The 25,612-nt window shown below is 65.6% G+C and carries 28 protein-coding genes; 18 read left to right on the top strand and 10 right to left on the bottom strand.

The window, feature by feature from the left end; genetic code table 11:
• Positions 1-4: 4 nt before the first annotated feature.
• Genes ispZ through dapF form a run of 4 tightly spaced genes read right to left on the bottom strand, consistent with a single transcriptional unit; the run spans position 5 to position 3,589 of the window.
• Complete coding sequence (gene ispZ / locus AAC014_RS07070; protein WP_339706077.1) at positions 5-595, bottom strand: septation protein IspZ; 591 nt, start codon at positions 593-595, stop codon at positions 5-7.
• Positions 595-1,548 (bottom strand): signal recognition particle-docking protein FtsY, encoded by a 954-nt coding sequence (ftsY, locus tag AAC014_RS07065; protein ID WP_339706074.1) that lies wholly within the window; start codon positions 1,546-1,548, stop codon positions 595-597. Before ftsY ends, ispZ begins: the two co-directional genes overlap by 1 nt.
• A complete protein-coding gene (gene mtaB, locus AAC014_RS07060; RefSeq protein WP_339706071.1) occupies positions 1,545-2,786 on the bottom strand; it encodes a tRNA (N(6)-L-threonylcarbamoyladenosine(37)-C(2))-methylthiotransferase MtaB in 1,242 nt (413 codons plus the stop codon). The genes ftsY and mtaB overlap by 4 nt, the downstream gene beginning before the upstream one ends.
• On the bottom strand, positions 2,783-3,589 hold the full coding sequence (gene dapF / locus AAC014_RS07055; RefSeq protein ID WP_339706068.1) for a diaminopimelate epimerase: 807 nt from the start codon (positions 3,587-3,589) through the stop codon (positions 2,783-2,785). The genes mtaB and dapF overlap by 4 nt, the downstream gene beginning before the upstream one ends.
• Before the next feature lie 90 nt (positions 3,590-3,679).
• Here dapF and AAC014_RS07050 point away from each other — a divergent pair, with 90 nt between their 5' ends.
• Positions 3,680-4,390 carry a methyltransferase domain-containing protein gene (locus AAC014_RS07050; protein WP_339706065.1) on the top strand — a complete coding sequence of 237 codons (711 nt, stop codon included), beginning with the start codon at positions 3,680-3,682 and terminating at the stop codon, positions 4,388-4,390.
• A 34-nt stretch (positions 4,391-4,424) separates the two neighbouring features.
• Here the strand turns inward: AAC014_RS07050 and AAC014_RS07045 are convergent, their stop codons facing one another.
• Positions 4,425-4,970: an opacity protein gene (locus tag AAC014_RS07045; protein ID WP_339706062.1), complete on the bottom strand. Its 546-nt coding sequence runs from the start codon at positions 4,968-4,970 to the stop codon at positions 4,425-4,427.
• A gap of 338 nt (positions 4,971-5,308) precedes the next feature.
• On the opposite strand from AAC014_RS07045, the gene ffh reads away from it, so the two are divergent.
• The 11 genes from ffh to AAC014_RS06990 all read left to right on the top strand — a co-directional run bounded on the left by ffh (position 5,309) and on the right by AAC014_RS06990 (position 15,465).
• A complete protein-coding gene (gene ffh / locus AAC014_RS07040) occupies positions 5,309-6,739 on the top strand; it encodes a signal recognition particle protein (RefSeq protein ID WP_339706059.1) in 1,431 nt (476 codons plus the stop codon).
• 29 nt (positions 6,740-6,768) lie between these two features.
• Positions 6,769-7,251 carry a 30S ribosomal protein S16 gene (gene rpsP / locus AAC014_RS07035; RefSeq protein WP_339706056.1) on the top strand — a complete coding sequence of 161 codons (483 nt, stop codon included), beginning with the start codon at positions 6,769-6,771 and terminating at the stop codon, positions 7,249-7,251.
• 3 nt (positions 7,252-7,254) lie between these two features.
• The gene (rimM, locus tag AAC014_RS07030; protein WP_339706053.1) at positions 7,255-7,743 is read left to right on the top strand and encodes a ribosome maturation factor RimM; all 489 of its coding nucleotides are present in this window, start codon (positions 7,255-7,257) and stop codon (positions 7,741-7,743) included.
• Between the two features lie 32 nt (positions 7,744-7,775).
• A complete protein-coding gene (locus AAC014_RS07025; protein WP_339706050.1) occupies positions 7,776-9,299 on the top strand; it encodes a serine hydrolase domain-containing protein in 1,524 nt (507 codons plus the stop codon).
• A complete protein-coding gene (trmD, locus tag AAC014_RS07020; RefSeq protein WP_339706047.1) occupies positions 9,296-10,033 on the top strand; it encodes a tRNA (guanosine(37)-N1)-methyltransferase TrmD in 738 nt (245 codons plus the stop codon). The genes AAC014_RS07025 and trmD overlap by 4 nt, the downstream gene beginning before the upstream one ends.
• Position 10,034: 1 nt before the next feature.
• Positions 10,035-10,412, top strand: coding sequence for a 50S ribosomal protein L19 (gene rplS / locus AAC014_RS07015; protein WP_339706596.1), 378 nt, complete (start codon positions 10,035-10,037; stop codon positions 10,410-10,412).
• Between the two features lie 134 nt (positions 10,413-10,546).
• Positions 10,547-11,968: a 3-isopropylmalate dehydratase large subunit gene (gene leuC, locus AAC014_RS07010; RefSeq protein ID WP_339706044.1), complete on the top strand. Its 1,422-nt coding sequence runs from the start codon at positions 10,547-10,549 to the stop codon at positions 11,966-11,968.
• Positions 11,968-12,567 carry a 3-isopropylmalate dehydratase small subunit gene (gene leuD, locus AAC014_RS07005; protein ID WP_339706041.1) on the top strand — a complete coding sequence of 200 codons (600 nt, stop codon included), beginning with the start codon at positions 11,968-11,970 and terminating at the stop codon, positions 12,565-12,567. The genes leuC and leuD overlap by 1 nt, the downstream gene beginning before the upstream one ends.
• Positions 12,568-12,596: 29 nt before the next feature.
• Positions 12,597-13,652, top strand: coding sequence for a 3-isopropylmalate dehydrogenase (gene leuB / locus AAC014_RS07000; protein ID WP_339706038.1), 1,056 nt, complete (start codon positions 12,597-12,599; stop codon positions 13,650-13,652).
• 7 nt (positions 13,653-13,659) lie between these two features.
• The gene (locus tag AAC014_RS06995; RefSeq protein ID WP_339706035.1) at positions 13,660-14,367 is read left to right on the top strand and encodes a DUF502 domain-containing protein; all 708 of its coding nucleotides are present in this window, start codon (positions 13,660-13,662) and stop codon (positions 14,365-14,367) included.
• A 72-nt stretch (positions 14,368-14,439) separates the two neighbouring features.
• Complete coding sequence (locus tag AAC014_RS06990) at positions 14,440-15,465, top strand: aspartate-semialdehyde dehydrogenase (RefSeq protein ID WP_339706032.1); 1,026 nt, start codon at positions 14,440-14,442, stop codon at positions 15,463-15,465.
• A gap of 4 nt (positions 15,466-15,469) precedes the next feature.
• Here the strand turns inward: AAC014_RS06990 and AAC014_RS06985 are convergent, their stop codons facing one another.
• Genes AAC014_RS06985 through AAC014_RS06975 form a run of 3 tightly spaced genes read right to left on the bottom strand, consistent with a single transcriptional unit; the run spans position 15,470 to position 18,505 of the window.
• Positions 15,470-17,008, bottom strand: coding sequence for an MDR family MFS transporter (locus AAC014_RS06985; RefSeq protein ID WP_339706029.1), 1,539 nt, complete (start codon positions 17,006-17,008; stop codon positions 15,470-15,472).
• Positions 17,008-18,069, bottom strand: coding sequence for an HlyD family secretion protein (locus tag AAC014_RS06980; protein WP_339706026.1), 1,062 nt, complete (start codon positions 18,067-18,069; stop codon positions 17,008-17,010). Before AAC014_RS06980 ends, AAC014_RS06985 begins: the two co-directional genes overlap by 1 nt.
• Positions 18,062-18,505, bottom strand: coding sequence for a MarR family transcriptional regulator (locus tag AAC014_RS06975; RefSeq protein ID WP_339706024.1), 444 nt, complete (start codon positions 18,503-18,505; stop codon positions 18,062-18,064). Before AAC014_RS06975 ends, AAC014_RS06980 begins: the two co-directional genes overlap by 8 nt.
• 79 nt (positions 18,506-18,584) lie before the next feature.
• On the opposite strand from AAC014_RS06975, the gene AAC014_RS06970 reads away from it, so the two are divergent.
• Genes AAC014_RS06970 through AAC014_RS06955 form a run of 4 tightly spaced genes read left to right on the top strand, consistent with a single transcriptional unit; the run spans position 18,585 to position 22,272 of the window.
• Positions 18,585-19,235, top strand: a complete 651-nt coding sequence (locus tag AAC014_RS06970; RefSeq protein WP_339706021.1) for a DsbA family protein — start codon at positions 18,585-18,587, stop codon at positions 19,233-19,235.
• Entirely contained in the window at positions 19,232-19,675 is a 444-nt protein-coding gene (locus AAC014_RS06965; protein WP_339706018.1) for a GFA family protein, read from the top strand. The genes AAC014_RS06970 and AAC014_RS06965 overlap by 4 nt, the downstream gene beginning before the upstream one ends.
• The gene (locus tag AAC014_RS06960) at positions 19,653-20,417 is read left to right on the top strand and encodes an alpha/beta fold hydrolase (protein WP_339706015.1); all 765 of its coding nucleotides are present in this window, start codon (positions 19,653-19,655) and stop codon (positions 20,415-20,417) included. Before AAC014_RS06965 ends, AAC014_RS06960 begins: the two co-directional genes overlap by 23 nt.
• A gap of 55 nt (positions 20,418-20,472) precedes the next feature.
• Complete coding sequence (locus AAC014_RS06955) at positions 20,473-22,272, top strand: M2 family metallopeptidase (protein ID WP_339706011.1); 1,800 nt, start codon at positions 20,473-20,475, stop codon at positions 22,270-22,272.
• 14 nt (positions 22,273-22,286) lie between these two features.
• Here the strand turns inward: AAC014_RS06955 and AAC014_RS06950 are convergent, their stop codons facing one another.
• Positions 22,287-23,726, bottom strand: a complete 1,440-nt coding sequence (locus tag AAC014_RS06950; protein ID WP_339706008.1) for an AMP nucleosidase — start codon at positions 23,724-23,726, stop codon at positions 22,287-22,289.
• A gap of 6 nt (positions 23,727-23,732) precedes the next feature.
• On the bottom strand, positions 23,733-24,218 hold the full coding sequence (locus tag AAC014_RS06945; RefSeq protein ID WP_339706005.1) for a peroxiredoxin: 486 nt from the start codon (positions 24,216-24,218) through the stop codon (positions 23,733-23,735).
• 108 nt (positions 24,219-24,326) lie between these two features.
• On the opposite strand from AAC014_RS06945, the gene AAC014_RS06940 reads away from it, so the two are divergent.
• Together AAC014_RS06940 and AAC014_RS06935 are read left to right on the top strand one after the other, a co-directional pair.
• Positions 24,327-24,887, top strand: a complete 561-nt coding sequence (locus AAC014_RS06940) for a YqgE/AlgH family protein (RefSeq protein ID WP_339706002.1) — start codon at positions 24,327-24,329, stop codon at positions 24,885-24,887.
• Positions 24,888-25,027: 140 nt separating this feature from the next.
• Positions 25,028-25,474, top strand: a complete 447-nt coding sequence (locus AAC014_RS06935) for a hypothetical protein (RefSeq protein WP_339705999.1) — start codon at positions 25,028-25,030, stop codon at positions 25,472-25,474.
• Positions 25,475-25,612 lie beyond the last annotated feature (138 nt).

Below are 25,612 nucleotides of genomic sequence, written 5' to 3'. Positions count from 1 at the left end.
CTGGTCAGGCGTCTGTTTCCTCGTCCTTACCATGCTTCATCAGGATCGGCGCCTGTGAAGCCGCGAAGATCATCGAGATCACGAGCACGCCCCATACCTTGAAGGCGACCCACTGGTCGAAGGTGAGATAGGCGCGCAGGCCTTCGTTCAGGATCGCCATCGCGAGGAAAAAGAACGCCCAGTTGCGGGTCAGCTTCTTCCAGCCGTGGTCGTCCATTTCGGGAAAGCCGCTTTCCATCACGAGTTTGAGCAGCGGGCGCCCCGTCAGCAGGCCGAAGAACAGGATCGCGGCGAACATCGTGTAGATGATCGTCGTCTTGATTTGGAAGAAGCGTTCGTCGTGCAGGTAGATTGTCAGGCCGCCGAACACGGCGACGATAACGCCGGTGAACCACTGCATCGGTCCGACGCGGCCTGTCTTCACCTTGGAAACGATCATCGCGATGGCGGTTGCGATCATGAACGCGCCTGTCGCCCACATCGCCTGATTGACGTCGGCGCCCGGCGCAAGGCTGTTCACCGCGAAGAACACGAGCAGTGGCCCGAAATCAAGCGCCATGCGCAGGCCCGAACCTTTGGTCTTGTCTTCCGCCATTACGCGTCCTTCTTCGAACCCATACCCGCAAGCGCGCGGGCGAACTCCGCCGGATCGAACGGGCGCAGGTCGTTGATCTGTTCCCCTATGCCAATCGCGTGAACGGGGAGTTTAGAACGGTCCGCCGCCGCGACGAGCACGCCGCCGCGCGCGGTGCCGTCGAGTTTCGTCATCACGAGACCGGTGACGCCCGCGACTTCCTTGAATACGTCAATCTGGCTGAGCGCGTTTTGCCCCGTGGTCGCGTCGAGCACGAGCACGACGTCGTGCGGCGCTGATTCCATCTGGCGCTTCAGCACGCGCTTGATCTTGGCAAGCTCATCCATCAGCCCCGCCTTGTTCTGCAGGCGTCCAGCGGTGTCGATGATGAGCACGTCCGCACCCGCCGCGCGCGCCTTGGTGAGCGCCTCGAACGACAGCGCGGCGGCATCGCCGCCGACCTTGCCGGAAATCACCGGGATCTTCAGCCGCTCGCCCCAGATCGAAAGCTGCTCGATCGCGGCGGCGCGGAACGTGTCCCCCGCCGCCAGCATCACCGAATAATCCTGCTCCTGAAACAGATGCGCGAGCTTGGCGATGGTGGTGGTCTTGCCCGATCCGTTGACGCCGACGACGAGAATCACGTGCGGGCGCGGGAAGGCCGTCACTTCGATCGGATGCGCCACCTTCGCGAGCACGGCTTCCACCTCGGAGGCGACGACGGTTTTCACTTCGTCGTCTGTCACCTGCCGGTCGAACTTGTCGGCGGCGAGCTTCGCGGTGATGCGCGCGGCGGTGGCAGGGCCGAGGTCGGACGCGATCAGCGCCTCCTCGATCTCTTCGAGCATCGCGTCGTCAAGCGGGCGCTTCGAAACGAGCCCCGCGAGATTCTCGCCGAGTTTCCCGGACGTACGCTGCAGCCCGGCGCGGAGCCGCGCGAGCCAGCCTTTCGGTTCTTCCTGTTCTTCGCTCACGCCGGGGTCGCTAGCAGCCTCGACGCCTCGGCGCCAGTGACGCGTGCGCGCACGATGCTGCCGGGGAGCGCCGCCCGGTCGAGCACGGCAGGCGTGAAATCGGCGGCGTGGCCAGTGTGCCCGTCCTTCTCCACGAGCATGTCGATGGCGTGGCCCTGTTGCGCGGCGAGGTGGGCGGCGAGCCTGCGGGCGGCGGCCTCGCGCAGCCGTGCGGCACGTGCCTTGCGGATGGGCACGGCAAGCTGCGGCATCCGCGCGGCTGGTGTGTCGGTGCGCGCCGAGTAGGGAAAGATGTGGCCGAACACGATGTCGCAGTCCTCGATCAGGCGCAGCGAGTTTTCGAACATGGCGTCGGTCTCGGTCGGGAAACCGGCGATGATGTCGGCCCCGATGGCGATCTCGGGCCTCTTCGCCTTCACGGCGTCCACGAATCGCACGGCATCGGCGCGGCTGTGGCGACGCTTCATGCGCTTCAGGATCATGTCGTCGCCCGATTGCAGCGACAGATGCAGGTGCGGCATCACGCGCGCTTCGCCCGTGATCGCCTCGACGAGCGCAGGGTCGGCCTCGATCGAATCGATTGAGGAGAGGCGCAGCCGCCGGAGCGCGGGCACGTGGATGAGGATACGCTGCACGAGGCTGCCGAGCGTCGGGCTACCCGGAAGATCGGGGCCGTAGGAGGTGAGGTCGACCCCGGTCAGCACCACCTCCTGCGCGCCGCCCTCCACCAGCCGTCGGATACGATCCACAACGAGCCCGGCGGGAACGCTGCGCGAATTGCCGCGTGCGTAGGGGATAATGCAGAAGGTGCAGCGGTGGTCGCAGCCGTTCTGCACCTCCACGAAGGCGCGCGTGTTGGCGGCAAAGCCGTCCAGCAGGTGCGGCGCCGTTTCGCGCACCGCCATGATGTCGCCGACGCGCACACGCTCGCCGCCGAGCAGCGCGGCGGCGTCCAGCTTCTCGGCATTGCCGACGACGCGGGAAACCTCGGGCATTGCCGCGAAGGCCGCCGCTTCCACCTGCGCCGCGCAGCCGGTGACGATGACGCGCGCCTCCGGGCGTTCGCGCTTCAGCCGCCGGATCGTCTGCCGCGCCTGTCGCACCGCTTCGCCGGTGACGGCGCAGCTGTTGATGACGATGGTGTCGGCGTCTCCAGCGGTGGCGAGGTGCTGCCGGATGATCTCGCCTTCATAAATGTTGAGGCGGCAGCCGAGATTGATGACCTGATGGTCGCTCAAGCGTAGGCCTCGAGGTCGATCTCGCCCGTGAAGGCGGTGGTCGCCGGGCCGGTCATGACGATGTGGTTGTCGTCCCGCCACGCGATCGAAAGGTCGCCGCCGGGCAGCGTCACCGTCACGTCGCGGCCCACGAGTCCGCGCCGCATTGCCGCGATCGCGGTGGCGCAGGCCCCGGTACCGCAGGCACGGGTCAGGCCGACGCCGCGTTCCCACACCCGCAGGCGGATGTGTTCGCGCGACACGATGCTTGCAACGTTCACATTGATGCGCGCGGGAAATAGCGCGTCATGCTCGATGATCGGCCCCAGTCGCTCCAGCGCGATCGCATCGGTGTCGGCCACGAAGAAGACGACATGCGGGTTGCCGACGTTGACCGCGACCGGGTTCTCCAGCGTTTCCCAGCCGACCGGCATGTGCAGCGTGTCCATCGCGTAGGCGAGCGGGATCTCATCCCATCCAAAGCGCGGCGCCCCCATGTCGATGCTGGCGCCGTCTGCCGTCGCGGTGCCTTCGATGAGGCCGCCTGCAGTCTCGATCACGGCGTTCGCGCCGATCACCTGCGCCACGCAGCGGGATGCGTTGCCGCACGCCTCCACCTCGCCGCCATCGGCATTCCAGATCCGCATACACGCGTCGGCGCGGTCGGATCGTTCGATGACAATCAGCTGATCGCAGCCGATGCCGGTATGGCGGTCCGCAATGGCGCGCACCTGCTGCGTCGTCAGCGACACCGAATCGCGGCGCGCGTCGAACACAACGAAGTCGTTGCCGAGGCCGTGCATTTTGAGAAACGGTGTAGTCATCGCGCCGCATTTAGGGATTCGCAGGCACCAAGTCCATGCGCCCACCCCTCGCATTGCCTGCGCGACTGCGTTCGCGGTAGACAGGGCACAATGAATCGTCGCGCCATCCTGCTGTCTTGCCTCGTCGTGCTGGCGGCCTGCCAGGCCCCACCCGCGCCGCCGCCGCCGCCTGGCGAGCATAGCTTCCCGTCTGTCGAACGTCCCGTCGCCGAGATCGTCAGCGCCCAGTTTTCCGACGAGGAGAGCCGCGAGCAGGCCGGTGAGGCGCGCCGCGTGATGGACCTGATGGGCATCGCGCCCGGCTTGATCGTCGCCGATATCGGCGCGGGGCGCGGCTATTATACGGTGAACCTCTCGCGGCGCGTGGGTGACGCCGGCCGCGTCTATGCCGAGGATATTTTCGAGAACACCGTGAACGACCTGCGCGGCCGCGTGCACGCCGCCGGGTTCAACAACGTCTCGGTGGTGCTTGGTTCGCCGGGTGATCCGAAGCTGCCGCCCAAAACCCTCGACCGCGCAATCCTCGTGCACATGTACCACGAGATCGAGAACCCTTACGAACTGCTCTGGAACCTGCGTACCAGCCTGAAACCGGGGGCGGTCGTGGGCATCGTCGATACGGATCGGCCGACGCGAAGCCATGGCACGCCGCCGTGGCTGCTCGATTGCGAAGTGCAGGCGATCGGCTTCGAACGGCAGGCGCTGCACGAGCTGGATGGCAAATCATATCTCGCGATCTACGCGGCGACCAAACCGCGCCCACGCCCGATCGACATCCAGCCGTGCCGGTCGGCGCCGTAAACGCCCGAAGGCGTCCACGGCGCCGTTACGCTTACTAGAAGTGGAACACGACTGCCGCGGTCGGGCGGATGCTCTGGAACACGTCGAATGTATCGACCGCAAGGCGCAGACGCACGCCGCTCTGCCCGGTGATACCGCCAAGGCCGATGTCCTTCGGCCCGACCTCTACGCCGAAGCCGTAAAGCTCGTTGCGGTCGTCACCGATCTCGGTGTTGACCCACTGATAACCGGCGCGGCCGAAGACCATGCCGCTTTCGCCGATGCGAAGGCCGAGATGTCCGGTAACGCCGTATTCCCAGTCGATGTCGCTGAAGCCCTTGGCGACATTGCCTTCCGCGCCGACAACGAACATGCCGAGCGGCACGTTGACGCCCGCGAAGCCGGTCACCAGCGCGCCCTTGGCGCTGCCCTGCGTCTGCAGCAGGCCTTTGTTGCCCGTGTCGAAATCGTGCCAGCCGCCGCCGATACCCACATAGGGTTCGATGCCGAACGCACGGCTGCCGTCCGGCGCTTCCTGCGCATTGGCAGCGGCGAACGGAAGGGTGGCGGCGCAAAGCGCCGCGATCAGGGTGAGTTTCATGGAAATACCTCTTACGCTTGGGGACGTGCGGTGGGGCCGCACGCCGGGCTTGAACACGCGCCGCTGGACCAAAATGCCCCTAAGCCTGTCCGGCGACAGTGGCATAAACCTTCGGCCCCGGCTTCGGGTTGCACGCACGTTGCGGATTGACCGGGAAGGTGTTGCGTCGCGGCCACACGCTGCTGTCGGGCATTGACATCACTATGGCCCGCGCCTAGGGGAACCCGGCTTTTTCTTGAAAAGCGCGAGTACGAGACGCGTCCACGGATGCACGCCGGTCAGCGAAGGTTCGCCCACCGGCGTATTTTGCGTTGGGCCGTCCGGCATAGGGAAGTTGGATGTTCGAAAGTCTTTCAGAGCGTCTTGGCGGTGTCTTCGATCGTCTTCGCGGTCGCGGTGCGCTGACCGAGGCGGACGTGCGCGCAGCGATGCGCGAGGTCCGCGTCGCGCTTCTGGAAGCTGACGTCGCGCTCCCTGTCGCCAAGACATTTATCGACAAGGTCACGGAACGCGCCGTTGGCGCCGAAGTCACACGCTCGGTCACGCCCGGCCAGCAGGTCGTCAAGATCGTCCACGACGAGCTTGCCGCCATGCTCGGCGGCGATGCCGAAGGGCTGGAGCTCGATGTCACGCCGCCCGCCATCGTGATGATGGTCGGCCTCCAGGGCTCGGGCAAGACGACGACGACCGCGAAGATCGCGAAGCGCCTGAAGGAAAGGGACCGCAAGAAGGTCCTGATGGCCTCGCTCGACGTCAACCGCCCGGCCGCGCAGGAGCAGCTCCGCGTGCTCGGCGAGCAGACCGAGGTCGCGACGCTGCCGGTCATCGCCGGGCAGCAACCGGTCGATATCGCCCGCCGCGCCATGCAGGCCGCGAAGCTGCAGGGCTTCGACGTGCTGATGCTCGATACGGCGGGGCGCCTTCACGTCGATGCGGCGCTGATGGCGGAAATGCAGAGCGTCGCCGCTGACGCAGTGCCGCAGGAAATCCTGCTCGTCGTCGATGCGCTGACGGGTCAGGACGCGGTGAACGTCGCCGAGAATTTCTCGAAGCAGGTCGACCTCACGGGCGTCGTGCTCACCCGCATGGATGGCGATGCGCGCGGCGGTGCGGCGCTTTCGATGCGGCATGTTACCGGCAAGCCGATCAAGTTCGTCGGCATCGGCGAAAAGCTCGATGCGCTCGACGCGTTCGATCCGCAGCGCGTCGCGGGCCGTATCCTGGGCATGGGCGATGTCGTCAGCCTCGTCGAGAAGGCGGCGGCGACGATCGAGCACGAAGACGCCGAGCGCATGGCGGCAAAGCTCGCCAAGGGTCAGTTCGACATGAACGACCTGCGCTCGCAGCTTCAGCAGATGCAGAAGATGGGCGGCATGGCGGGCCTCATCGGGATGCTGCCCGGCATGGGCAAGCTCGCCGCGCAGGCCGAGAAGGCGGGCGCCGACGACAGGCTGCTCGGCCGCATGGAGGCGGTAATCCTTTCGATGACGCCGAAGGAGCGCGGCAAGCCCGAGCTTTTGAATGCGAAGCGCAAGATTCGCATCGCGAACGGCGCGGGGACGACGGTGCAGGAGGTGAACAAGCTCCTGAAGATGCACCAGGAAATGTCCACGGCGATGAAGAAGATCCGGAAGATGGGCGGCATGAAGGGGCTCGCCGGTCTCATGGGGAAAATGGGCGGGGGTCTCCCCGGCCTTGGTGGTCTCGGAGGATTGGGGGGAGGCGGCATGCCGCAGCTTCCGCCCGGCTTCGACAAGTTCAAGCGTTAGAATTCAGTTCAAGCAAGGAAACGAAGAAAATGGCTATTTCCATCCGTCTCGCACGCGGCGGCGCCAAGAAGCGCCCCGTCTACCGCATCGTCGTCGCCGATTCGCGCAATCCGCGCGACGGCAAGTATCTGGAGCGTCTCGGCACCTACAACCCGCTGCTGCCGAAGGATTCGGGCGAGCGCGTGAAGCTCGACACCGAACGCGCCGCGCACTGGCTGAAGGTCGGCGCGCAGCCGTCTGACCGTGTTGCCCGCTTCCTCGATGCCGCCGGCCTCATGAAGCGCACCGCGAAGAACAACCCGAAGAAGGCCGAGCCGGGCGAAAAGGCCAAGGAGCGCGCCGAGGAGCGGGCTGCGAAGGCTGCCGAAGCCGAAGCCGCCGCCAACGCGCCGGCCGAGGAAGAAGCACCCGCTGAAGTGGCTGCCGAGGCTCCGGCCGAGGAAGCTGCTGCTGAAGCGGCTCCCGAAGCTGCTGCCGAAGAAGCACCGGCTGCCGACGAGACGGCTGCGTAAATCATGTCCGAACGCCGTGTCACGCTTGCCGCCGTCACCGGTGCGCATGGCGTGACCGGCGAGGTGCGGCTCAAGCTCTTTTCGGAGAGTTTCGAGAGCTTCCGCGCCTTCAAGAGTTTCGAGGCGAACGGCCGCACGCTGACCCTGAAGGCGGCGAAGGCCACGCCGAAAGGTGTCATCGCCCGCTTCGCCGAAGTGCCCGACCGCAACGCTGCAGAGGCGCTGCGCGGCACGCAACTCACGGTGGACCGGGACGCCCTGCCGCCGCTCGGTGAGGGCGAATATTATCATTGCGATCTGATCGGCCTTGCCGTCGAATCCGATGCCGGCACGCCGCTCGGCAAGGTTGCGGCGGTGGAAAATTTCGGCGCGGGCGACGTGATCGAAATCGAACGCCCGGACGGCAAGCGCTTTATGGTGCCGCTGCGCCCCGAAGCGGTTCCGCAATGGGACGATCAGCGGATGGTGGTCAGCGCAGTCTTCGTCGATTAGTCCTGTCGGCGTTCGGTCGAGGGGGAGAGTTCATGCACCGTCACGCCATCGCTGCCGCCGTCCTCATGTTTGTCGCAGCGCCGCCCGTGATCGCGCAGGTGCCGGAGCCTGTCGTGCAGCAGGGGGCCTTGCCTGCAAGCGTTGCGGCCGAGATCGATGCGGCCTTCGTGGCCTACCGCGAGCGCACGCCGGTGCCGGGGCTCGCTTATGCCGTCGTGAAGGACGGCAAGATCGTGCACCAGGGCACGTGGGGCATGCAGACGATCGGCGGCACGCGGCCGGTGACGGCGGACACGCGCTTCCGCATTGCCTCGATGAGCAAGGCGTTCACGGCGCTTGCGATCCTATCGCTGCGCGATGCGGGCAAGCTTTCGCTCGACGATCTTGCTGAAACGCACGTGTCCGAGATGAAGGGCTGGACCTACCCGACGACGGATGCGCCGCGCATCCGTGTGCGCGACCTCCTCCAGCACGTCGCCGGGTTCGTCACCGACGATCCGTGGGGCGACCGCCAGCAGGTGCTGAGCGAGGCCGATTTCACGCGCATGATCGCGGCGGGCGTGCCGTGGAGCCGCACCGGGCAGATGCAGCACGAATATTCGAACTTCGGATACGCGCTGCTCGGGCGCATCATCAAGAACGTCTCGGGGATGTCCTATCAGGCCTATATCCGGCAGACGATCCTCACCCCGCTCGGCATGGTGAATACCGGCTACGAGATCGCCGATGTGCCGAAGGATCGGCTCGCTGTCGGCTACCGCTGGGAAAACGATCAGTGGGTGGAGGAGCCCTCGATGCGCGACGGCACGTTCGGTGCCATGGGCGGCCTTCACACCACCGTGAACGACTATGCGAAGTGGGTTTCGTTCCTGCTTTCGGCGTGGCCGCCACGCAGCGGGGCCGAAATGGGGCCGGTACGCCGTGCCACCGTGCGCGAGATGGCGCAGGGCCTCAATTTCGTGCGAATCATGCCGCGCCCCGGCGCGCCCGCAGACGACAAGTGCGTGCACGCGGTTGCCTACGGTATGGGCCTGCGCGCCTCGCCGGACTGCGATCTCGGTCTCACCCTCGCGCATGGCGGGGGCTATCCGGGCTATGGCAGCTTCATCGTGCTCGCACCGGAAATGGGAGCGGCGGCGTTCGGCTTTGCGAACCGCACCTATCAGGCGCCTGCGGTGCCGGTTTGGCAGTCGCTTTGGGCGATGGCGCGCGCGGGTGCGATCCGTCCCGCTGAAACGCCGGTGAGCGACGCGGTTGCAGCGATGCACGAGGCGGCGCGCGCCGCCTATGCCGCCGGTACGCTGGCGCCGCTCGAAAGGCGGCTCGCGATGAACTTCCCGCTTGATCGCTCCGCCGAAAACTGGGCGCGCGAGTTCACGAGGCTGAAGACGCTGACGGGCACATGTACAGAAGTCGAATCGCTGCGCGCCACCGGGGCCCTGTCGGCGACGTTCCGCTGGACATGCGAGAAGGGCGTGCTCAGCGGGCAACTCCTGCTCGCGCCGACGCTGCCGCCGATGCTTCAGGCGCTGCGGTTCGTCCCTCCGCAGCCGTGACCTTCGCCGCCACCGTCCTCACGCTCTACCCGGAAATGTTTCCCGGGCCGCTCGGGCATAGCCTTGCGGGCCGCGCGCTCGGTGAGCGGCTCTGGTCGCTGGAAACGGTTCAGATCCGGGACTTCGCGACCGACAAGCACCGTTCCGTCGACGATACCCCGGCAGGCGGCGGCGCCGGCATGGTGATGCGCGCGGACGTGCTGGCGCGCGCGGTGGACGACGTACTGGCACGCCGCCCGGACGTGCCGCTCCTCGCGATGACGCCGCGCGGTACGCCCCTCACCCAGGCGCGGGTGCGGTCGCTGGCGGCGGGGCCGGGCGTGTCCATCCTGTGCGGCCGCTTTGAGGGCATCGACGAGCGATTGTTCGAGGCGCGGCCCATCGAGCAGGTCTCGATCGGTGACTATGTGCTCTCCGGCGGAGAAATGGCGGCTTTAACGCTGCTTGACGCTTGCATTCGGCTGGTTCCCGGCGTAATGGGCGCCGCTTCGAGCGGGAACGAGGAAAGCTTCGAAAGCGGCCTCCTCGAATATCCGCAATATACCCGGCCCAATGATTGGGAAGGGCGCACGATCCCCGAAGTGCTGCGATCGGGGGATCATGCGCGGATCGGGGCTTGGCGTCAAAGCCGGGCAGAGACCGATACACGGCTAAGGCGGCCGGACCTATGGGAGCGCCATGGTGGCGTTCGGGTCGGCGAGCCCTCTGGCGCGCGGCATGAGAAGGACGAATGAGATGAACCTCATCCAGCAGCTCGAAGCCGAGCAGATTGAAAAGCTTGCCGCAGGCAAGACCATTCCGGAATTCCGCCCGGGCGACACGCTCCGCATCGGCGTGCGCGTCGTCGAAGGCGAGCGTACCCGCATTCAGAACTTCGAGGGCGTTTGCATCGCCCGCTCGAACAAGGGGGTCAGCTCCAATTTCACCGTTCGCAAGGTGAGCTTCGGCGAGGGCGTCGAGCGCGTCTTCCCGCTCTATTCGCCGAACGTCGATTCGATCGCGGTCGTGCGCCGCGGTGCCGTCCGCCGCGCGAAGCTCTATTATCTGCGTGGCCGCAGCGGCAAGTCGGCGCGTATCGCCGAGCGCCGCGACACGCGCGAAAGCGCCCAGTAAAGCGTTTTCAGCTGTTCGAAAGGGCTGTGCCGGGCGACCGGTGCGGCCCTTTCCGCTTCCGCGATACATAGTATTCTAAGAATATGGGGCGCCGCCCGTTGCGCTCCCGCGCATCATCGCCTAATTCCGCGCGCATGACACAGACTCCGCGCACGCTTTACGAGAAGATCTGGAATGCCCACATCGTCGCCGAACGCGACGACGGCACCGCGCTCATCTTCATCGACCGGCACCTGATCCACGAAGTGACGACGCCGCAGGCCTTCGAAGGTCTGCGTACGGCGGGTCGCCGGCTGCGCCGTCCGGACCTGACGCTGGCGGTGCCGGATCATAACGTGCCGACGAACCATCGCTTCGAGCCGATCACTGATCCCGAAAGCGTCGCGCAGCTGGCGGCGCTCACGCAGAACTGTGCCGACTTCGGCGTCGAGCTGATCGAGATGAACGACGCGCGGCAGGGCATCGTGCACGTGATCGGGCCGGAGCAGGGCTTCACGCTGCCAGGCACCACGGTCGTCTGCGGCGACAGCCATACGGCGACGCACGGCGCCTTCGGCGCGCTCGCCTTCGGTATCGGCACGTCGGAAATCGAGCATGTGTTCGCGACGCAAACGCTGCTGCTGCGCCGCGCGAAGACCATGGAGGTCCGCGTCGAGGGCAGCCTCGGCCACGGCGTGACCCCGAAGGACGTTACGCTCGCGGTGATCGGCGAGACCGGCACGGGCGGTGGCACCGGCCACGTCATCGAATATCGCGGACCCGTGATCGAGGCGATGTCGGTCGAAGGGCGCATGACCGTGTGCAACATGGCGATCGAGGGCGGCGCGCGCGCTGGCCTCATCGCGCCTGACGAGAAGACCTTCGCCTATTTCAAGGACCGGCCGCGGAGCCCGAAGGGCGCGGACTGGGAGAAGGCGGTCGCCTACTGGCGCACGCTCGTCACCGATCCCGGCGCGCGCTTCGATAAGAGCGTCGTCATCGATGGCACGAAGATCGCGCCGCTGGTGACGTGGGGAACGAGCCCGGAGGACGTCGTGCCGATCACGGGCATTGTGCCGGAGCCCGCCAGCTTCGCCGATCCCACCAAGCAGGAAGCCGCGCGGAAGAGCCTCGACTACATGGGCCTCGTGCCGGGTACGCGGCTTGAGGACGTCGAGGTGCAGAACATCTTCATCGGCAGCTGCACCAACAGCCGCATCGAGGATCTGCGTGCCGCTGCTGCCGTGGCGAAGGGGCGGCATGTCGCGGGGCATATCAAGCAGGCGCTCGTCGTGCCGGGCTCGGGCCTCGTCAAGCGACAGGCGGAGGCCGAAGGGCTCGACCGCATCTTCATCGAGGCGGGCTTCGACTGGCGCGAGCCGGGCTGCTCCATGTGTCTCGGCATGAACCCGGACAAGGTGCCCGCGGGAGAGCGCTGCGCGTCGACCTCCAACCGCAACTTCGTCGGCCGGCAGGGGCCGGGCGCGCGCACGCATCTGATGTCGCCCGCGATGGCCGCCGCTGCCGCCGTCACCGGTCGCCTCACCGATGTGCGCCAGCTGATGGGAGCCGCCTGATGGACGCCTTCAAGACCCTGACCGGCATCGCCGTGCCGTTCGGCGCGAAGAACGTCGATACGGACGTCATCATTCCGGCGCGCTTCCTGAAAACGATCCAGCGTGCAGGCCTTGGCAAGGGCGCCTTCGCGACGATCCGCGAAAACCCCGACAACATCTTCGACCAGCCCCGCCACAAGGGTGCCCCGGTGCTCATCGCGGGCGACAACTTCGGCTGCGGCTCCAGCCGCGAGCACGCGCCGTGGGCGCTCACCGACATGGGCTTCCGTGCCGTGATCGCGCCGTCGTTCGCGGATATTTTCTCGGGCAACGCGTTCAAGAACGGGATGCTGCTTGTGGCGCTGCCGCAGGAGCAGATCGACCGGCTGATGGAGATCGCCGAGACCGACGAGATCACCATCGACCTTGAAAACCAGGTGGTGACGACGCCCTATCAGGACCGCTTCACCTTCGAGATCGATCCGTTCCGCAAGCACTGCCTGCTGAACGGCCTCGACGAGATCGGCCTGACGCAGGCGATGGACAAGGACATCGCTGCGTTCGAGGCGAAGCTCGACGCCGAGCAGCCGTGGATCGCAGGCGCCGCGAAGGCCGCCTGAACGCACAATCACGAAAACAAGGAAGCCCCATGACGAAATCCCTGCTGCTGCTCCCGGGTGACGGTATTGGCCCGGAAGTGATCGGGGAGGTGAAGCGGCTGATCGAGACGCTTGCGCTCGACATTGCCGTGGAAGAGGCGTTGTTCGGCGGCGCGGCGATCGACGCGACGGGGCTTCCGATCACGGACGAAACGGTGGCGCGCGCGCTTGCCTCCGACGCCGCGCTGATGGGTGCGGTCGGTGGCCCGAAGTGGGCCGGGCAGGCGTATGACAAGCGGCCCGAGGCGGGGCTGCTGCGCCTGCGTTCCGAAATGGGCGTTTACGCCAACCTACGCCCGGCGCGCTGTTTTTCGGCGCTCGCCGATGCGTCCAGCCTGAAGCGCGAGTTCGTCGAAGGGCTCGACATATTGTTTGTGCGCGAACTCGTCGGCGGCGTCTATTTCGGCACGCCGCGCGGTATCGAAGACATCGGCGGCGGCGAACGGCGCGGCGTCAACACGCAGGTGTATACCTCGTCCGAGATCCGCCGCGTCGCGCGCACGGCGTTCGAGCTTGCGCGGACGCGATCGAACCGCGTGTGCTCGGCCGAAAAGTCGAACGTGATGGAATCGGGCCTGCTCTGGAAGGAAGAGGTAACCGCGCTGCACAAGGCCGAATACGCCGACGTGGAGCTTTCACACATGCTTGCTGACAACATGGCCATGCAGCTTGTGAAGAACCCGAAGCAGTTCGATGTGATCGTTACCGACAATCTCTTCGGCGACATCCTTTCGGATGAGGCGGCGATGCTGACCGGTTCGCTCGGGATGCTCCCCTCGGCCGCGATCGGCGAGGCCGGAAAGCCGGGCCTGTACGAACCGATCCACGGCTCGGCGCCGGACATCGCGGGGCAGGGCCTTGCGAACCCCTGCGCGGCGATCCTCAGCTTTGCGATGGCGCTGCGGTTCAGCCTTGGCGACACTGCTGCGGCGGACCGCGTGGAAGCGGCCGTGGACAAGGCGCTGACCGGCGGCGCGCGCACGCGCGACATCGGCGGCACGCTTTCGACACAGGGGATGGGCGCGGCGATCATCGCAGCGCTATAAGGGGCGCATGACAGCCCCCGACGATCTTCCCGAACCGCCGCGTCCGCCCTGGCGCATTGCACTCGACCGTATCGTCGCGCAGTTCCTCACCGGGCTGTTGTTCCTGCTGCCGTTCATCCTCACGCTGATGATCCTCGACTGGCTGGTGCGGCAGGTCGCGGGATTGTTCGGCGAGGAGACGCTGCTCGGATCGGCGCTGACAAGCGGCGGCGCATTCATTTTCGGAGACGGAACGGTCGGCTTCTGGCTGCTGCTGATCTTCGTGGTCGCCGGTATCTGGGGCGTCGGCTTTGCGTTCGGCGACCGCGCAAGGCGGAGCATCGACCGGCGGCTGGACGCCATCATCGGCCGGATCCCGGTGCTGCGCGATGTCTACCGCCCGGTTTCGAAGCTCGTTCGTATGCTTGGCACCAAAAACGAAAGCGATCTTGCGGCGATGCGCGTGATCGCCTGCCGCTTCGGCGATCGGGGGGCGGACGTGCTGGCTTTGCTGGCATCGCCCGACATCTTGAGGGTGGGCGGCGAAGAGCGGATGCTTGTGTATCTGCCATCGGCGCCGCTGCCGATGACGGGCGGGCTCGTGCTTGTGCCGCCGTCCTCGATAATCGAGGTCACGGGCGTTACCGTTGATGAGCTTCTGAAATGCTATATTTCGCTCGGTATGCTCTCGCCCGATGCACTGAAGGGTGATGCTCCCGCATTGCTCCCAAACTAGCAAAACGGCCTTGCAAGCCTCGTCTGGGGGGCGCAGAAGGCCGCGCGGCACACGGACAGGCGGAACAGGCATATGGGTTATAGAGTTGCTGTTGTGGGCGCGACGGGGAACGTCGGCCGCGAGATGCTGAATATCCTCGCCGAGCGTGAGTTTCCGATCGACGAGATCGCCGCCCTCGCCAGCTCGCGTTCCACGGGCGACATGATCCCCTTCGGCGAGACGGACCGCGAACTGAAGGTTCGCAACGTCGAGCATTTCGACTTCACCGGATGGGACATGGCGCTGTTCGCGGCGGGCTCCGGGCCGACGAAGATCTACGCCCCGAAGGCTGCGGCGGCAGGCTGCGTCGTGATCGACAACTCGTCGCTCTACCGCATGGAGCCGGATGTCCCGCTCATCGTGCCGGAGGTGAACCCCGATGCGATCGACGGCTACAAGAAGCGCAATATCATCGCGAATCCGAACTGCTCGACCGCGCAGATGGTTGTGGCGCTGAAGCCTCTCCATGACCTTGCGACGATCAAGCGCGTCGTCGTTTCGACCTACCAGTCGGTGTCGGGCGCGGGCAAGGAAGGCATGGACGAGCTTTTCGAGCAGACCCGCGCGATCTTCGTGGGCGACCCCAAGGAAACCCGCAAGTTCACCAAGCAGATCGCCTTCAACGTTATTCCGCACATCGACGTTTTCCTGGAGGACGGTTCCACCAAGGAAGAATGGAAGATGGTCGCCGAGACGCACAAGATCCTCGATCCCACCATCGGCGTGACCGCCACCTGCGTGCGCGTGCCGGTGTTCGTCGGGCATTCGGAAGCGATCAACATCGAGTTCGAAAACCCGATTTCGGTGGAAGACGCGCAGGACGTGCTGCGCACGGCGCCGGGCATCATGCTCGTCGACAAGCGCGAGGACGGCGGTTACGTGACGCCGATCGAATGCGTCGGCGAATATGCGACCTATGTGAGCCGTGTCCGCAAGGATCCGACCGTCGCGCACGGGATCAGCCTGTGGTGCGTTAGCGACAATCTGCGCAAGGGCGCAGCGCTGAACGCAGTGCAGATCGCCGAACTGCTCGGCCGCCGGCACCTGCGGAAGGCGTAAGGCTTCAGCGCCCCTTACGGGGCGCGGTCTGCGTCCGTTTCAAGAGCAGAACCAGCGGGATCGAGATCAGCGTCACGATCATCAGCAGGTAGAAATCGTTGAGATAGCCGATCATCGTCGCCTGCCGGGTGATCTCCGCGTCGATCATCGAATACAGGCTGGCGCCGGTGCCGCCCGCGCTTTCGATCATGCGCAGGTCGAGCGGGGCAAGCGACGTATCGGTGATGTTGCCGACCATGAGTTCGTGGCTTGTCTGCACGGTGCGCGCGAGCTGTGCCGTGACGATCGAAATGCCGACGGACGAGCCGAGGTTGCGCATCAGATACAGCAGGCTTGCCGCGTCGGTACGATAGCGCGGCGACAGCGTTGCAAACGCCGCGAGGTTGATCGACGAAAAGATGAAGCCGAGTCCGAGGCCTTGCAGCACGCCGCTCCACACCACCGGATGCCAGTCCATATTGAGCGACCAATGCGTCATCCACCAGAGTGAGGCGGCGGCGAGCGCCATGCCGCCCCCGATCATCACACGCGGATCGACGCGCCCCGCGAGCTGCCCGGCGATCGCCATGCTGATGAGAATGCCAATGCCGCGCGGCGCGAGCAGCAGCCCGGTATCGAGCACGGGATAGCCGTAGACCGCCTGCAGCATGGGCGGCAGCAGCGCCATCGTCGCCATCAGGATCGCGCCGATGTTGATCATGAAAACGAGGCCGATGAGGAGGTTTCGGTTGGCCAGCATTTCGCGTTCGAACATCGGCCGCCTGCCGGTCACCATGTGGACGAGGAACAGCCAGATGCCGATAATCGCAACGCCGAGCTCAATGCGGATTTCCCAGGATTGCAGCCAGTCTTCCTGCTGGCCGCGATCGAGCATCAACTGGAGCGCGGTGAGACCGATGGCGAGCATCGAAAAACCGAACAGGTCGAAGGCGCGACGACGCAAGGGGCGCGAAGGCAGAAGCGCGATCAGGATCGCCAGCGTGGCGACGCCGATCGGCACATTGATGTAGAAAATCCAGCGCCAGTTGTAATTGTCTGTCAGCCATCCGCCGATGATCGGCCCAAGGATCGGCCCGACCATGATGCCCATGCCCCAAAGCGCCATCGCCTTGGGGTGCTGCTCGCGCGGCGTGATATCGAGCATCACGGTTTGCGACAGCGGCCCGACAAACGCGGCTGACGCGCCCTGCAGAACGCGGAACAGCACCATTTCGGGGAGATTCACCGCGATGCCGCAGAGCATCGAGGTGATGATGAATCCCGCCACAGAGGTGATGAACAGTCTGCGCGATCCGAACCGGTCGGAGAGCCAGCCGGTGAGGGGCATGGCGATCGCGGTGGCGAGAATGTAGCTCGTCAGCACCCACGACACGCTGTCGAAGGTGGCGCCGAGCGAGGCCTGCATGTGCGGGAGCGCGACGTTGGCGATCGTCGAATCGAGCACCTGCATGATCATCGCCATCATGATGCCGATGATAAGCAGAGGCTTGTTGCTGACCTCGACGACCGCTTGGCCGTGCGCTCCTGCGGCGCTCGTGGACATCAGTTCACGGCGGTGGTGGAACGCACGTCAACGCTGACCTCGGCGCTGAGGCCGGCGATGAGCGCGCGTTCGCTTTTCGAATCGATCGCGATGCGCACCGGCACGCGCTGCGTCACCTTCACCCAATTGCCGTTTGCGTTCTGCGCCGGGAGCAATGCGAACTCGCTGCCCGTACCCGCGCCGATGCTTTCGACATGGCCGCCAAGATGCTTGCCGTAGGCGTCGATCGTGACCGTCGCTTTCTGGCCGGGGCGCATCTTGCGAAGCTGGGTTTCCTTGAAATTCGCCTCGATCCAGGAATGGCCATCGGCGACGAGGCTGAGCGTCGGCAGGCCTGTGGGCACCATTGCGCCGATCTGCAACCGTTCGGTCTGGCTGACGACACCGCTCGCGGGCGCACGGATTTCGGTGCGCGACAGGTTGAGCATCGCCTGTTCGCGCGCAGCGAGCGCCGCCTCGACGGCCGCCGGGCGATTGGCGACGGCGCCGCCGCTGCCGAGCGCGACGCGGGCCTTGCGCGCCTCGGAGGTGGCGGTGTTCATCTGCTCACGCGCCTTGGCGAGCGCGAGCTGCGCCGCCTGATAGCGCGCTCGGGTGGTGAAACCGCGGTCGATCAGCTCAGCCTGCCGATCGAATTCCGCCTTGGCGAAGGCGATCTCGTCGCGCGCTGCGGCGATGTCGACATCAGCGACCGTGACCTCGGCGCCGAGCTCGTCGACCTCGACGCGCGCCTTTGCGAGCGCGGCCTCCGCTTGCCTCAGCGCGATGCGGTAGGGTTCGGGGTCGATACGGAACAGGAGCTGGCCTTCCTGAACGCGCATGTTTTCGTGCACCGCCACTTCGACGACGCGGCCGCCGACTTCGGGGGCGATCGAAACCTTGTCCTGACGGACGTAGGCATTGTCGGTGGATTCATGCGCCTGGCCGGCGATGTAGAGCCATGTACCGCCGACAATCAGCAGCAACGGCACGGACAGCATCAGCAGCGGACGCAGCCACGCAGGGAAACGGCGGCGCGACATGGCCGTGTCGTCATTCACTTCGAAACCGAGGTCAGCCATTGACGGCCTCCTGCCCTGTCTGGCGCAGCAGGTTGGCGCGCACACGTTCAAGATAGTTCGCGAAAGCCGCGTGTTCGGTCGGGGTAAAACCTTCGAGCATGTCCGCGATCATGCGGTCGGATACCGGCCCCAGTTCCTCCATCAGCGCGCGCGAACGCGGGGTCAGGTAAAGTCGCCACGCGCGCCGGTCGTTCGGATCGGCGCGCCGCTCAACAATGCCGGATTCCTGCAGGCGATCGACCATGCGGCCGACCGTGATCGCCTCGACCTCCAGCCGGTCTGCAAGCTCGCCCTGATTGATGCCTTCTTCGCGCTTCAGCAGGATAAGGACACGCCATTGCGGGCGGGTGACGCCGATGGCGCGCGCCCGCGCATCGAATTCACGCCGCAGCAGGCGTGCACTGTCCGCGAGAAGAAAACCGAGTGATTCGCTCATAAGCGTGGATATAATAACTATGCTTACTATGTGCAATGACAGGATGGCGCGCACCGAATTGTGGTGTAATTTGTCGCACATGCCGACACTTTCCGCCGACGTCTTCTGGTCGTTCCGCTCGCCCTATTCGTATCTCGCGGCGCGGCGCTATCGCGCGCTGACGGAAGAATACCACCTCCGGATCAATCTCCGGCCCGTCTATCCGCTCGCGATCCGCCAGCCCGATTTCTTCGAGACGAACCATCCGAACTGGCTCGGCTACACGATGCGCGATTTCGTGCGGGTGGCGCAGTATCTGGAGATACCTGTGGCGCCGCCGCGGCCCGATCCGATTGTCCAGAACATGTTCACGCGCGAGATCGCCGCCGATCAGCCCTACATCTTCCGCCTGACCCGGCTCGGGCAGGCAGCGGCGCGGCGCGGGGCAGGCCTAGCGTTCGCCGACGAAGCCTCGCGGCTCATCTGGGGCGGCACGGAAAACTGGCACGAGGGCGATCACCTGGCCGGCGCGGCGACGCGCGCCGGGCTCGATTTCGCGGAACTCGAAGCCGAGGCCGCAGCCGACGCCGAAGCGCTCGACGCGGAGATTGCGGCGAACCAGCAGGCGCTCGAAAAGGCGGGGCACTGGGGCGTGCCGACGCTGGTGTTCGATGGGGAACCCTTCTTCGGTCAGGATCGTATCGACATTGCCGTCTGGCGCATGAAACAGGCGGGACTGGAGGCGCGATGACGAAGGTGACCGGCGGCTGCCAGTGCGGCCGCGTCCGTTACGAGGCGGAGATCGAAAACTACGAGGCCTACCTCTGCCATTGCCGCTATTGCCAGCGCGCGACGGGCGGGGTTTCGATCGCGTTCAAGAACCTGCCGAAAGCGGCGGTGCACTGGGGCCGGGAGCCGGATTGGTATGCATCGTCACCGATCGCGAAGCGGCCGTTCTGCTCGGCCTGCGGCACCCCGCTCGGCTTCGCGTTCCCGGACAGCGACCACATGGACCTCACCGTCGGCACGTTCGATGACCCCGCGCCGTTTTTCCCCACCTCCAATTTCGGCATTGAAAGCCGCCACGATGCATGGAGCGACACGTCCGCTCTTCCCGGCCAGCGCTGCGATGAGTACGAGGCGCTGAACAAACGGTGGAAGGAAGCGGGTGTCTCTCCAGACGCGGGATAGGGATTTCGAATCGTTCGACGGCGTCCGCATGGCGTGGACGGAGGCAGGGCCCGAGGACGGGCGCCCGCTCGTGCTGCTGCACGGCCTGTTCTCGAACGCCAACGTCAACTGGCTGAAGTTCGGCACGGCGGCACGCATCGCCGAAGCCGGCCTGCGCGTCATCATGCCGGATTTCCGCGCGCACGGGAAAAGCGCGGCGCCGACCGATGCAGCCGCATACCCGGCGGACGTGCTGGCTGACGATGTGCTCGCGCTGATCGATCACCTCGGCCTTACCGACTACGATCTCGGCGGCTATTCGCTCGGTGGACGGCAGACGCTGCGCGCGGTGATCCGCGGCGCGACGCCGCGCCGCATCGCGGTGGTGGGCATGGGCCTCGGCGCGGTCGTGAACGTTGCGCCCAGCACCAACTGGTTCCTCGATACGGTGCGGAATGCCGATGACCACGCGCGTGGCAGCGAGGCCTATTTCGCGATCCAGTTCATGCGGACCAACAAGGTGGACCCGGAAGCCGCCATCCACCTGCTGAATGCACAGGTCGACTCGGCACTTGCGGACGTGGAGGCGATCGCGCTGCCCGCGCTCGTGCTGTGCGGTGCCGAGGATCATTACAATGCCGAGGCGAATGCGCTGTCTGAAGCGCTGCCGAATGCGACGTGGCGTGAAATCCCCGGCACGCACATGTCGAGCGTCACCCGTCCTGAACTCGGTTCGTCGCTGGCGGACTTCTTCGCCGCTTGACCAACAGGCCGGTCGTTTTACCCTGACTCCATACGATTCAGGGAGAAATCCGACCATGAAACACCTGACTTCCGCAATTGCGCTCGCCGCCATGCTGCTTGCGACCGGCGCTGCGCCCGCGCCCACCGCCGCCGATGCCGACGCCTTCGTGGCGAAGGCTGAAAAAGACCTTGAAGAACTCGGCATATTCGCGGCGCGCGCCGCATGGGTGAACGCGACCTACATTACCGACGATACCGACATTCTTGCCGCGCGCACGGGCGCGGCCTTTACCGAAGCCGGGGTGCGCTATGCCTCGGAGGCCGCGAAATACGCCGCACTGCCGGGGCTTTCGTACGACACGAAACGCAAGCTCGACATGTTGCGGCAGGGCCTTGTGGCGCCCGCGCCGAACACGCCCGGCGCGGCGGATACGCTCTCGACACTGCTCACCGGCCTCCAATCCGCCTACGGAAAGGGCAAGGGCACCTACAAGGGTGAGGTGAAGAGCGGTAACGACCTTGAAGAGCTGATGGGGACCGAGCGCGATCCCGAGCTGCTGAAGGAGATGTGGGTTTCCTGGCACAAGATTGGCGTGCCGATGCGGAATGACTACACGCAGTTCGTCTCCATCTCGAACGCGGGCTCGAAGGAACTCGGCTATGCCGACACCGGCGCGCAGTGGCGTGCGGGCTACGACATGGACCCGGATGCGTTCGCGAAACTCACCGACGATACGTGGAACCAGGTGAAGCCGCTTTACGACCAGCTCCACTGCTACACGCGCTCGAAGCTCAATGAGAAATACGGCGATGCCGTACAGCCGAAAACCGGCCCGATCCGCGCCGACCTTCTCGGCAACATGTGGGCGCAGGAGTGGGGGAATATCTACGATGTCGTCGCACCGAAAGGCGCGGGCGACGTCGGCTACGATCTCACCGAACTACTCGTTTCGAAAGAATACACGCCCGAGACGATCGTGAAGACCGGGGAGGGATTCTTCTCCTCGCTCGGCTTCGCGCCGCTGCCGCAGACGTTCTGGGAACGCTCGATGATCACCGCACCGCGCGACCGCGAGGTGGTGTGTCATGCAAGCGCGTGGGACATCGACAACAAGGACGACATCCGCATCAAGATGTGCACCAAAGTAAACGGCGACGATTTCGTCACCGTCCATCATGAGCTTGGGCACAACTACTACCAGCGCGCCTACAACCAGCAGCCGTTCCTTTACATGAACAGCGCCAATGACGGCTTCCACGAGGCGGTCGGCGACTTCATCGCGCTGTCCGTGACACCGGATTACCTCGTGAAGATCGGCCTGCTCGACCCGAAGGCAGTGCCGAGCGCAGACAAGGATATCGGGCTGCTCCTGAAGCAGGCGATGGACAAGGTCGCGTTCCTGCCCTTCGGGCTTCTGATCGATAAATGGCGCTGGGGCGTATTCTCGGGGCAGATCACGCCCAACACCTACAACAAGGCCTGGAACGACCTGCGCCTCCAGTATCAGGGCATCGTGCCGCCGGTGCCGCGCAGCGAGGCGGATTTCGATCCGGGCGCGAAATACCACATCCCCGGCAACACGCCCTACACGCGCTATTTCCTCGCGCGGCTGCTGCAGTTCCAGTTCCATCAGGCAGCCTGCAAACAGGCGGGCTGGAAGGGGCCGCTGCACCGCTGCTCGATCTATGGCGACAAGAAGGTCGGCGAGAAGCTGAACGCTATGCTGGAGATGGGCGCCTCGAAGCCGTGGCCGGACGCATTGCAGGCGTTCACGGGTTCGCGCCAGATGGATGGCAAGGCGATGATCGCCTATTTCCAGCCGCTGATGACGTGGCTCGAAAAGCAGAACAAGGGCAAGACCTGCGGCTGGTAGCCGGGCCGGCGGAGCTATCTGAACGCAGGTTCGTCGAAGGCGCGGAGCTTGCGGCTGTGGAGGCGTGAGCCGGCGGCGCGGAGCAGGTCGCAGGTGGCGATGCCGATGCGGATGTGTTCGCGGATGGCGCGTTCGTAGAAGCGGTTCGCCTGACCCGGCAGTTTGAGTTCGCCGTGGAGCGGCTTGTCGGAAACGCAGAGCAGCGTGCCGTAGGGGACACGGAAGCGGTAGCCCTGCGCGGCGATCGTCGCCGATTCCATGTCGATCGCGACGGCGCGCGACTGCGAGAAGCGTAGCGCCGAGAGCGAGTAGCGCAGCTCCCAGTTGCGGTCGTCGGTGGTGACCACGGTGCCGGTGCGCAATCTCCGCTTCAGCGCATCGGCGCTCTCGCCGGTGACATCGAGCGCGGCCTGCTGGAGCGCCTGCTGGACTTCAGCGATGGCGGGGATGGGGATTTCGGGCGGCAGCACGTCGTCGAGCACATGGTCGTCGCGCAGATAGGCGTGCGCGAGCACATAGTCGCCGATGGTCTGTGTGGGACGCAGCCCGCCGCAGTGGCCGATCATCAGCCACGCTTCGGGGCGCAGGACGGCGAGGTGATCGGTGATCGTCTTGGCGTTTGACGGGCCGACACCGATGTTGACGAGGCTGATGCCAGTGCCGTCCTCGGTCATCAGGTGCCACGCGGGCATCTGGTGGCGCCGCCATGCCGCGTCGGAGGCCATGCGTTCCGGGTCGGCGTCGCCCGCGGTCATCACCACGCCGCCCGCGCCGGAAAGCGCGATGTAACGGCTGTCAGCTTTCAACTGCTCGCACGCCCAGCGCACGAACTCATCGACGTAGCGGTGATAGTTGGTGAACAGCACATAGCGCTGCACGTGCTCGGGCGGTGTGCCCGTGTAGTGGCGGAGGCGCGCGAGGCTGAAATCGGTGCGCAGCGCATCGAACAGCGCGAGCGGCCGTGCCTGGCTGAGCGCGGGGTTCCAAAGGCCGTCCACGACCTCATCGCCGATGTAGGCCAGTTCCGTTGCCGGGAACCAGCGCGCCAGTTCTTCCGCGGTCGCCTCGCCAAGGTCCACGCCGCCCGCGTCGAGGACATAAGGGAAGGGGATTTCCTGACGGCCGGGCGCGGCCTCGAACATCACGCCATAATCGCGGACGAGAAGATTGATCTGTTCGGCGAGGTAGTCGCGGAACAGCGCGGGCCGTGTGATGCTGGTCGCGTAGGTGCCCGGTGCGGTGAGGCGGCCCCAGGCGTGAGCGGCGGGCCGCGCGGCGCGTTCGCCGCGGTAGGTCAGTTGGAGTTCGGGGTAGGCAAAGGCACCCGCTTCGCGCGCTGCGGCGTCGGGGCGGGTGCCGTCTGCGATATAGGCTTGCAGGGCAGTCCGCAGCCGCTCGCGGGACGCCTCATAGAGGCGATCGAGTTCCGCGACGACGGCTGCGGCGTCCTGCATTGGGGCTTAGGCCAGCTGGCCCAGCAGATGCTCGGCGCTCGAGACGCGGAAGGCGCCTGGTTCTTCGACGTTGAGTTCGCTGACGACGCCGTCCTTCACGAGCACCGAGAAACGCTGGCCGCGCTTGCCCATGCCGAACTTGGACGCATCCATGGTGAGGCCGAGCGCTTCGGAAAAGCTTCCGTTGCCGTCGGCGAGCATCGTCACCTTGCCGTCGGCGCCCGCGCCCTTGCCCCATGCGCCCATCACGAACGCGTCGTTCACGGCAAGGCAGGCGATCTCGTCGACGCCCTTCGCCTTCAGCTCTTCGGCATGATCGATGAAGCCCGGAAGGTGCTTGGCCGAGCAGGTCGGCGTGAACGCGCCGGGGACAGAGAAGAGCGCGACCGTGCGGCCGGCGAAGAACTCGTCGGTATGGACGGGCGCGGGGCCGGTTTCCGTCATCGTCATCAGCGTTGCGCTCGGGATCTTGTCGCCTACCGAAATCGTCATGGGTCTTGCTCCTTGGACGGGGGAATCTGGACGCGCTTCGTAACCGGTCCCCCACCGATCGCCAAGCGTCCGTTGGCATGAAGCAACAGGATTGCCTATAGTTCCGCCATGGACGTCGCGCCCTATCTTTCGGGACAGCTTCTGCTGTCGATGCCCGGCATGGCCGATCCGCGATTCGAGCGGGTGGCGATCGCGATGTGCGTTCACGATGCCGAATCGGCGCTGGGGCTCATCATCAACAAGGTCCGCGACGATATCGACGTACGCAGCCTGCTCGAACAGCTCGATGTCGATCCCGGCATCGCGCCCGCCGTTCCGGTGTTCGCGGGCGGGCCGGTGGAGCCGGGTCGGGGCTTTGTTCTGCACAGCCCGGAATACGAGGGCCAATCCACGCTTTCCGTGGGCGGGCGTTGGGCGCTGACCGCAACGCTCGATATCCTGCGCGACATCGCGGCGGGCAAGGGGCCGCAGCAATGGCTGATCGCACTCGGCTATGCAGGCTGGGGGCCGGGTCAGCTCGACGAGGAGATGACGCGTCACGGCTGGTTCGCGGTGCCGGGAGACAGCGCGCTGCTGTTCGATGCACCGATCGATAGCCGCTGGACCTCAGCCTATGCCGGCGCGGGGATCGACGTCGGTCTGCTCAGCGCGAGCGCGGGGCACGCGTAGGGAATCGCGTTTAATTGTTCGACAACCGTTCCGTTTAAGGCCTGATTTACACCCGAGTCGCACTCTTGGCCTGCCGCCGGGAGAAGAGGGTCCCTCCCTGCGTGTCAGCTGGGGGTCACGCCATGAAAAGAGTTTCGAAAATGCTCATCAGCAGCGCCGCCGCGCTGCTGTCTCTGTCGCTTGCCACGCCGGCGGCCGCGCAGAACTGCTGGAACGGCGCAGCGGTGAAGGCCGCCAAGGTGCGCGACCTGCAGACGCTGCTGATGGTCGGCGCGCTGCAATGCCGCGCCACGCAGTACGACGTGCTCGGCCACTACAACCGCTTCGTGAAGGCGCATCGCACAACGATTTCAGCGCACAACGACGTGCTGAAGACGCACTTCGTCCGCGCCGGCAAGGCGCGCGATTACGACCGCTTCACCACCGCGATGGCGAATGGCCATTCGGCCGGCGCCGCCAATCCGGAGTTCTGCAAGGAAACCGCTGCGCTCGCGGAGCAGGTCTCCGGGCTCGGACGCGCTGAAGTTGAGGCGATCGCCGACAGGCTGTTCGTTTCGCCCAAGGGTGTCGGCCGCACCTGCTCCTGAGTCGGGCGCCGGAAGCGTTTCAGTTTCGTCGCGTCGCTTACCGTTTTCCCAGTCCCTCCGGCCCGCTGCCGCTGTTTTTCCTCCCCTTTTACGGCGGTGGCGGGCAGTTTCTTGCGGCTGCGCGAGTGCAAGCTCACG

This window comes from uncultured Sphingosinicella sp., from assembly GCF_963974575.1.
GTDB lineage: Bacteria > Pseudomonadota > Alphaproteobacteria > Sphingomonadales > Sphingomonadaceae > Sphingosinicella.
Note: the sequence above shows the minus strand (reverse complement) of the source record. Positions and strands in the feature narration are given on the sequence as shown.

What these genes read in the sequence shown, in the direction of transcription:
- AAC014_RS06950 (WP_339706008.1), bottom strand. Translation starts at nt 23,726, where the DNA reads ATGCAGGACGCCGCAGCCGTCGTCGCGGAACTCGATCGCCTCTATGAG.
- rimM (WP_339706053.1), top strand. Translation starts at nt 7,255, where the DNA reads ATGTCCGAACGCCGTGTCACGCTTGCCGCCGTCACCGGTGCGCATGGC.
- AAC014_RS06985 (WP_339706029.1), bottom strand. Translation starts at nt 17,008, where the DNA reads ATGTCCACGAGCGCCGCAGGAGCGCACGGCCAAGCGGTCGTCGAGGTC.
- AAC014_RS06955 (WP_339706011.1), top strand. Translation starts at nt 20,473, where the DNA reads ATGAAACACCTGACTTCCGCAATTGCGCTCGCCGCCATGCTGCTTGCG.
- AAC014_RS06975 (WP_339706024.1), bottom strand. Translation starts at nt 18,505, where the DNA reads ATGAGCGAATCACTCGGTTTTCTTCTCGCGGACAGTGCACGCCTGCTG.
- AAC014_RS06995 (WP_339706035.1), top strand. Translation starts at nt 13,660, where the DNA reads ATGACAGCCCCCGACGATCTTCCCGAACCGCCGCGTCCGCCCTGGCGC.
- AAC014_RS06935 (WP_339705999.1), top strand. Translation starts at nt 25,028, where the DNA reads ATGCTCATCAGCAGCGCCGCCGCGCTGCTGTCTCTGTCGCTTGCCACG.
- AAC014_RS06990 (WP_339706032.1), top strand. Translation starts at nt 14,440, where the DNA reads ATGGGTTATAGAGTTGCTGTTGTGGGCGCGACGGGGAACGTCGGCCGC.
- AAC014_RS06945 (WP_339706005.1), bottom strand. Translation starts at nt 24,218, where the DNA reads ATGACGATTTCGGTAGGCGACAAGATCCCGAGCGCAACGCTGATGACG.
- ffh (WP_339706059.1), top strand. Translation starts at nt 5,309, where the DNA reads ATGTTCGAAAGTCTTTCAGAGCGTCTTGGCGGTGTCTTCGATCGTCTT.
- ispZ (WP_339706077.1), bottom strand. Translation starts at nt 595, where the DNA reads ATGGCGGAAGACAAGACCAAAGGTTCGGGCCTGCGCATGGCGCTTGAT.
- AAC014_RS06980 (WP_339706026.1), bottom strand. Translation starts at nt 18,069, where the DNA reads ATGGCTGACCTCGGTTTCGAAGTGAATGACGACACGGCCATGTCGCGC.
- AAC014_RS06965 (WP_339706018.1), top strand. Translation starts at nt 19,232, where the DNA reads ATGACGAAGGTGACCGGCGGCTGCCAGTGCGGCCGCGTCCGTTACGAG.
- leuB (WP_339706038.1), top strand. Translation starts at nt 12,597, where the DNA reads ATGACGAAATCCCTGCTGCTGCTCCCGGGTGACGGTATTGGCCCGGAA.
- AAC014_RS07025 (WP_339706050.1), top strand. Translation starts at nt 7,776, where the DNA reads ATGCACCGTCACGCCATCGCTGCCGCCGTCCTCATGTTTGTCGCAGCG.
- AAC014_RS07045 (WP_339706062.1), bottom strand. Translation starts at nt 4,970, where the DNA reads ATGAAACTCACCCTGATCGCGGCGCTTTGCGCCGCCACCCTTCCGTTC.
- leuD (WP_339706041.1), top strand. Translation starts at nt 11,968, where the DNA reads ATGGACGCCTTCAAGACCCTGACCGGCATCGCCGTGCCGTTCGGCGCG.
- rpsP (WP_339706056.1), top strand. Translation starts at nt 6,769, where the DNA reads ATGGCTATTTCCATCCGTCTCGCACGCGGCGGCGCCAAGAAGCGCCCC.
- dapF (WP_339706068.1), bottom strand. Translation starts at nt 3,589, where the DNA reads ATGACTACACCGTTTCTCAAAATGCACGGCCTCGGCAACGACTTCGTT.
- leuC (WP_339706044.1), top strand. Translation starts at nt 10,547, where the DNA reads ATGACACAGACTCCGCGCACGCTTTACGAGAAGATCTGGAATGCCCAC.
- AAC014_RS06970 (WP_339706021.1), top strand. Translation starts at nt 18,585, where the DNA reads ATGCCGACACTTTCCGCCGACGTCTTCTGGTCGTTCCGCTCGCCCTAT.
- rplS (WP_339706596.1), top strand. Translation starts at nt 10,035, where the DNA reads ATGAACCTCATCCAGCAGCTCGAAGCCGAGCAGATTGAAAAGCTTGCC.
- AAC014_RS07050 (WP_339706065.1), top strand. Translation starts at nt 3,680, where the DNA reads ATGAATCGTCGCGCCATCCTGCTGTCTTGCCTCGTCGTGCTGGCGGCC.
- AAC014_RS06940 (WP_339706002.1), top strand. Translation starts at nt 24,327, where the DNA reads ATGGACGTCGCGCCCTATCTTTCGGGACAGCTTCTGCTGTCGATGCCC.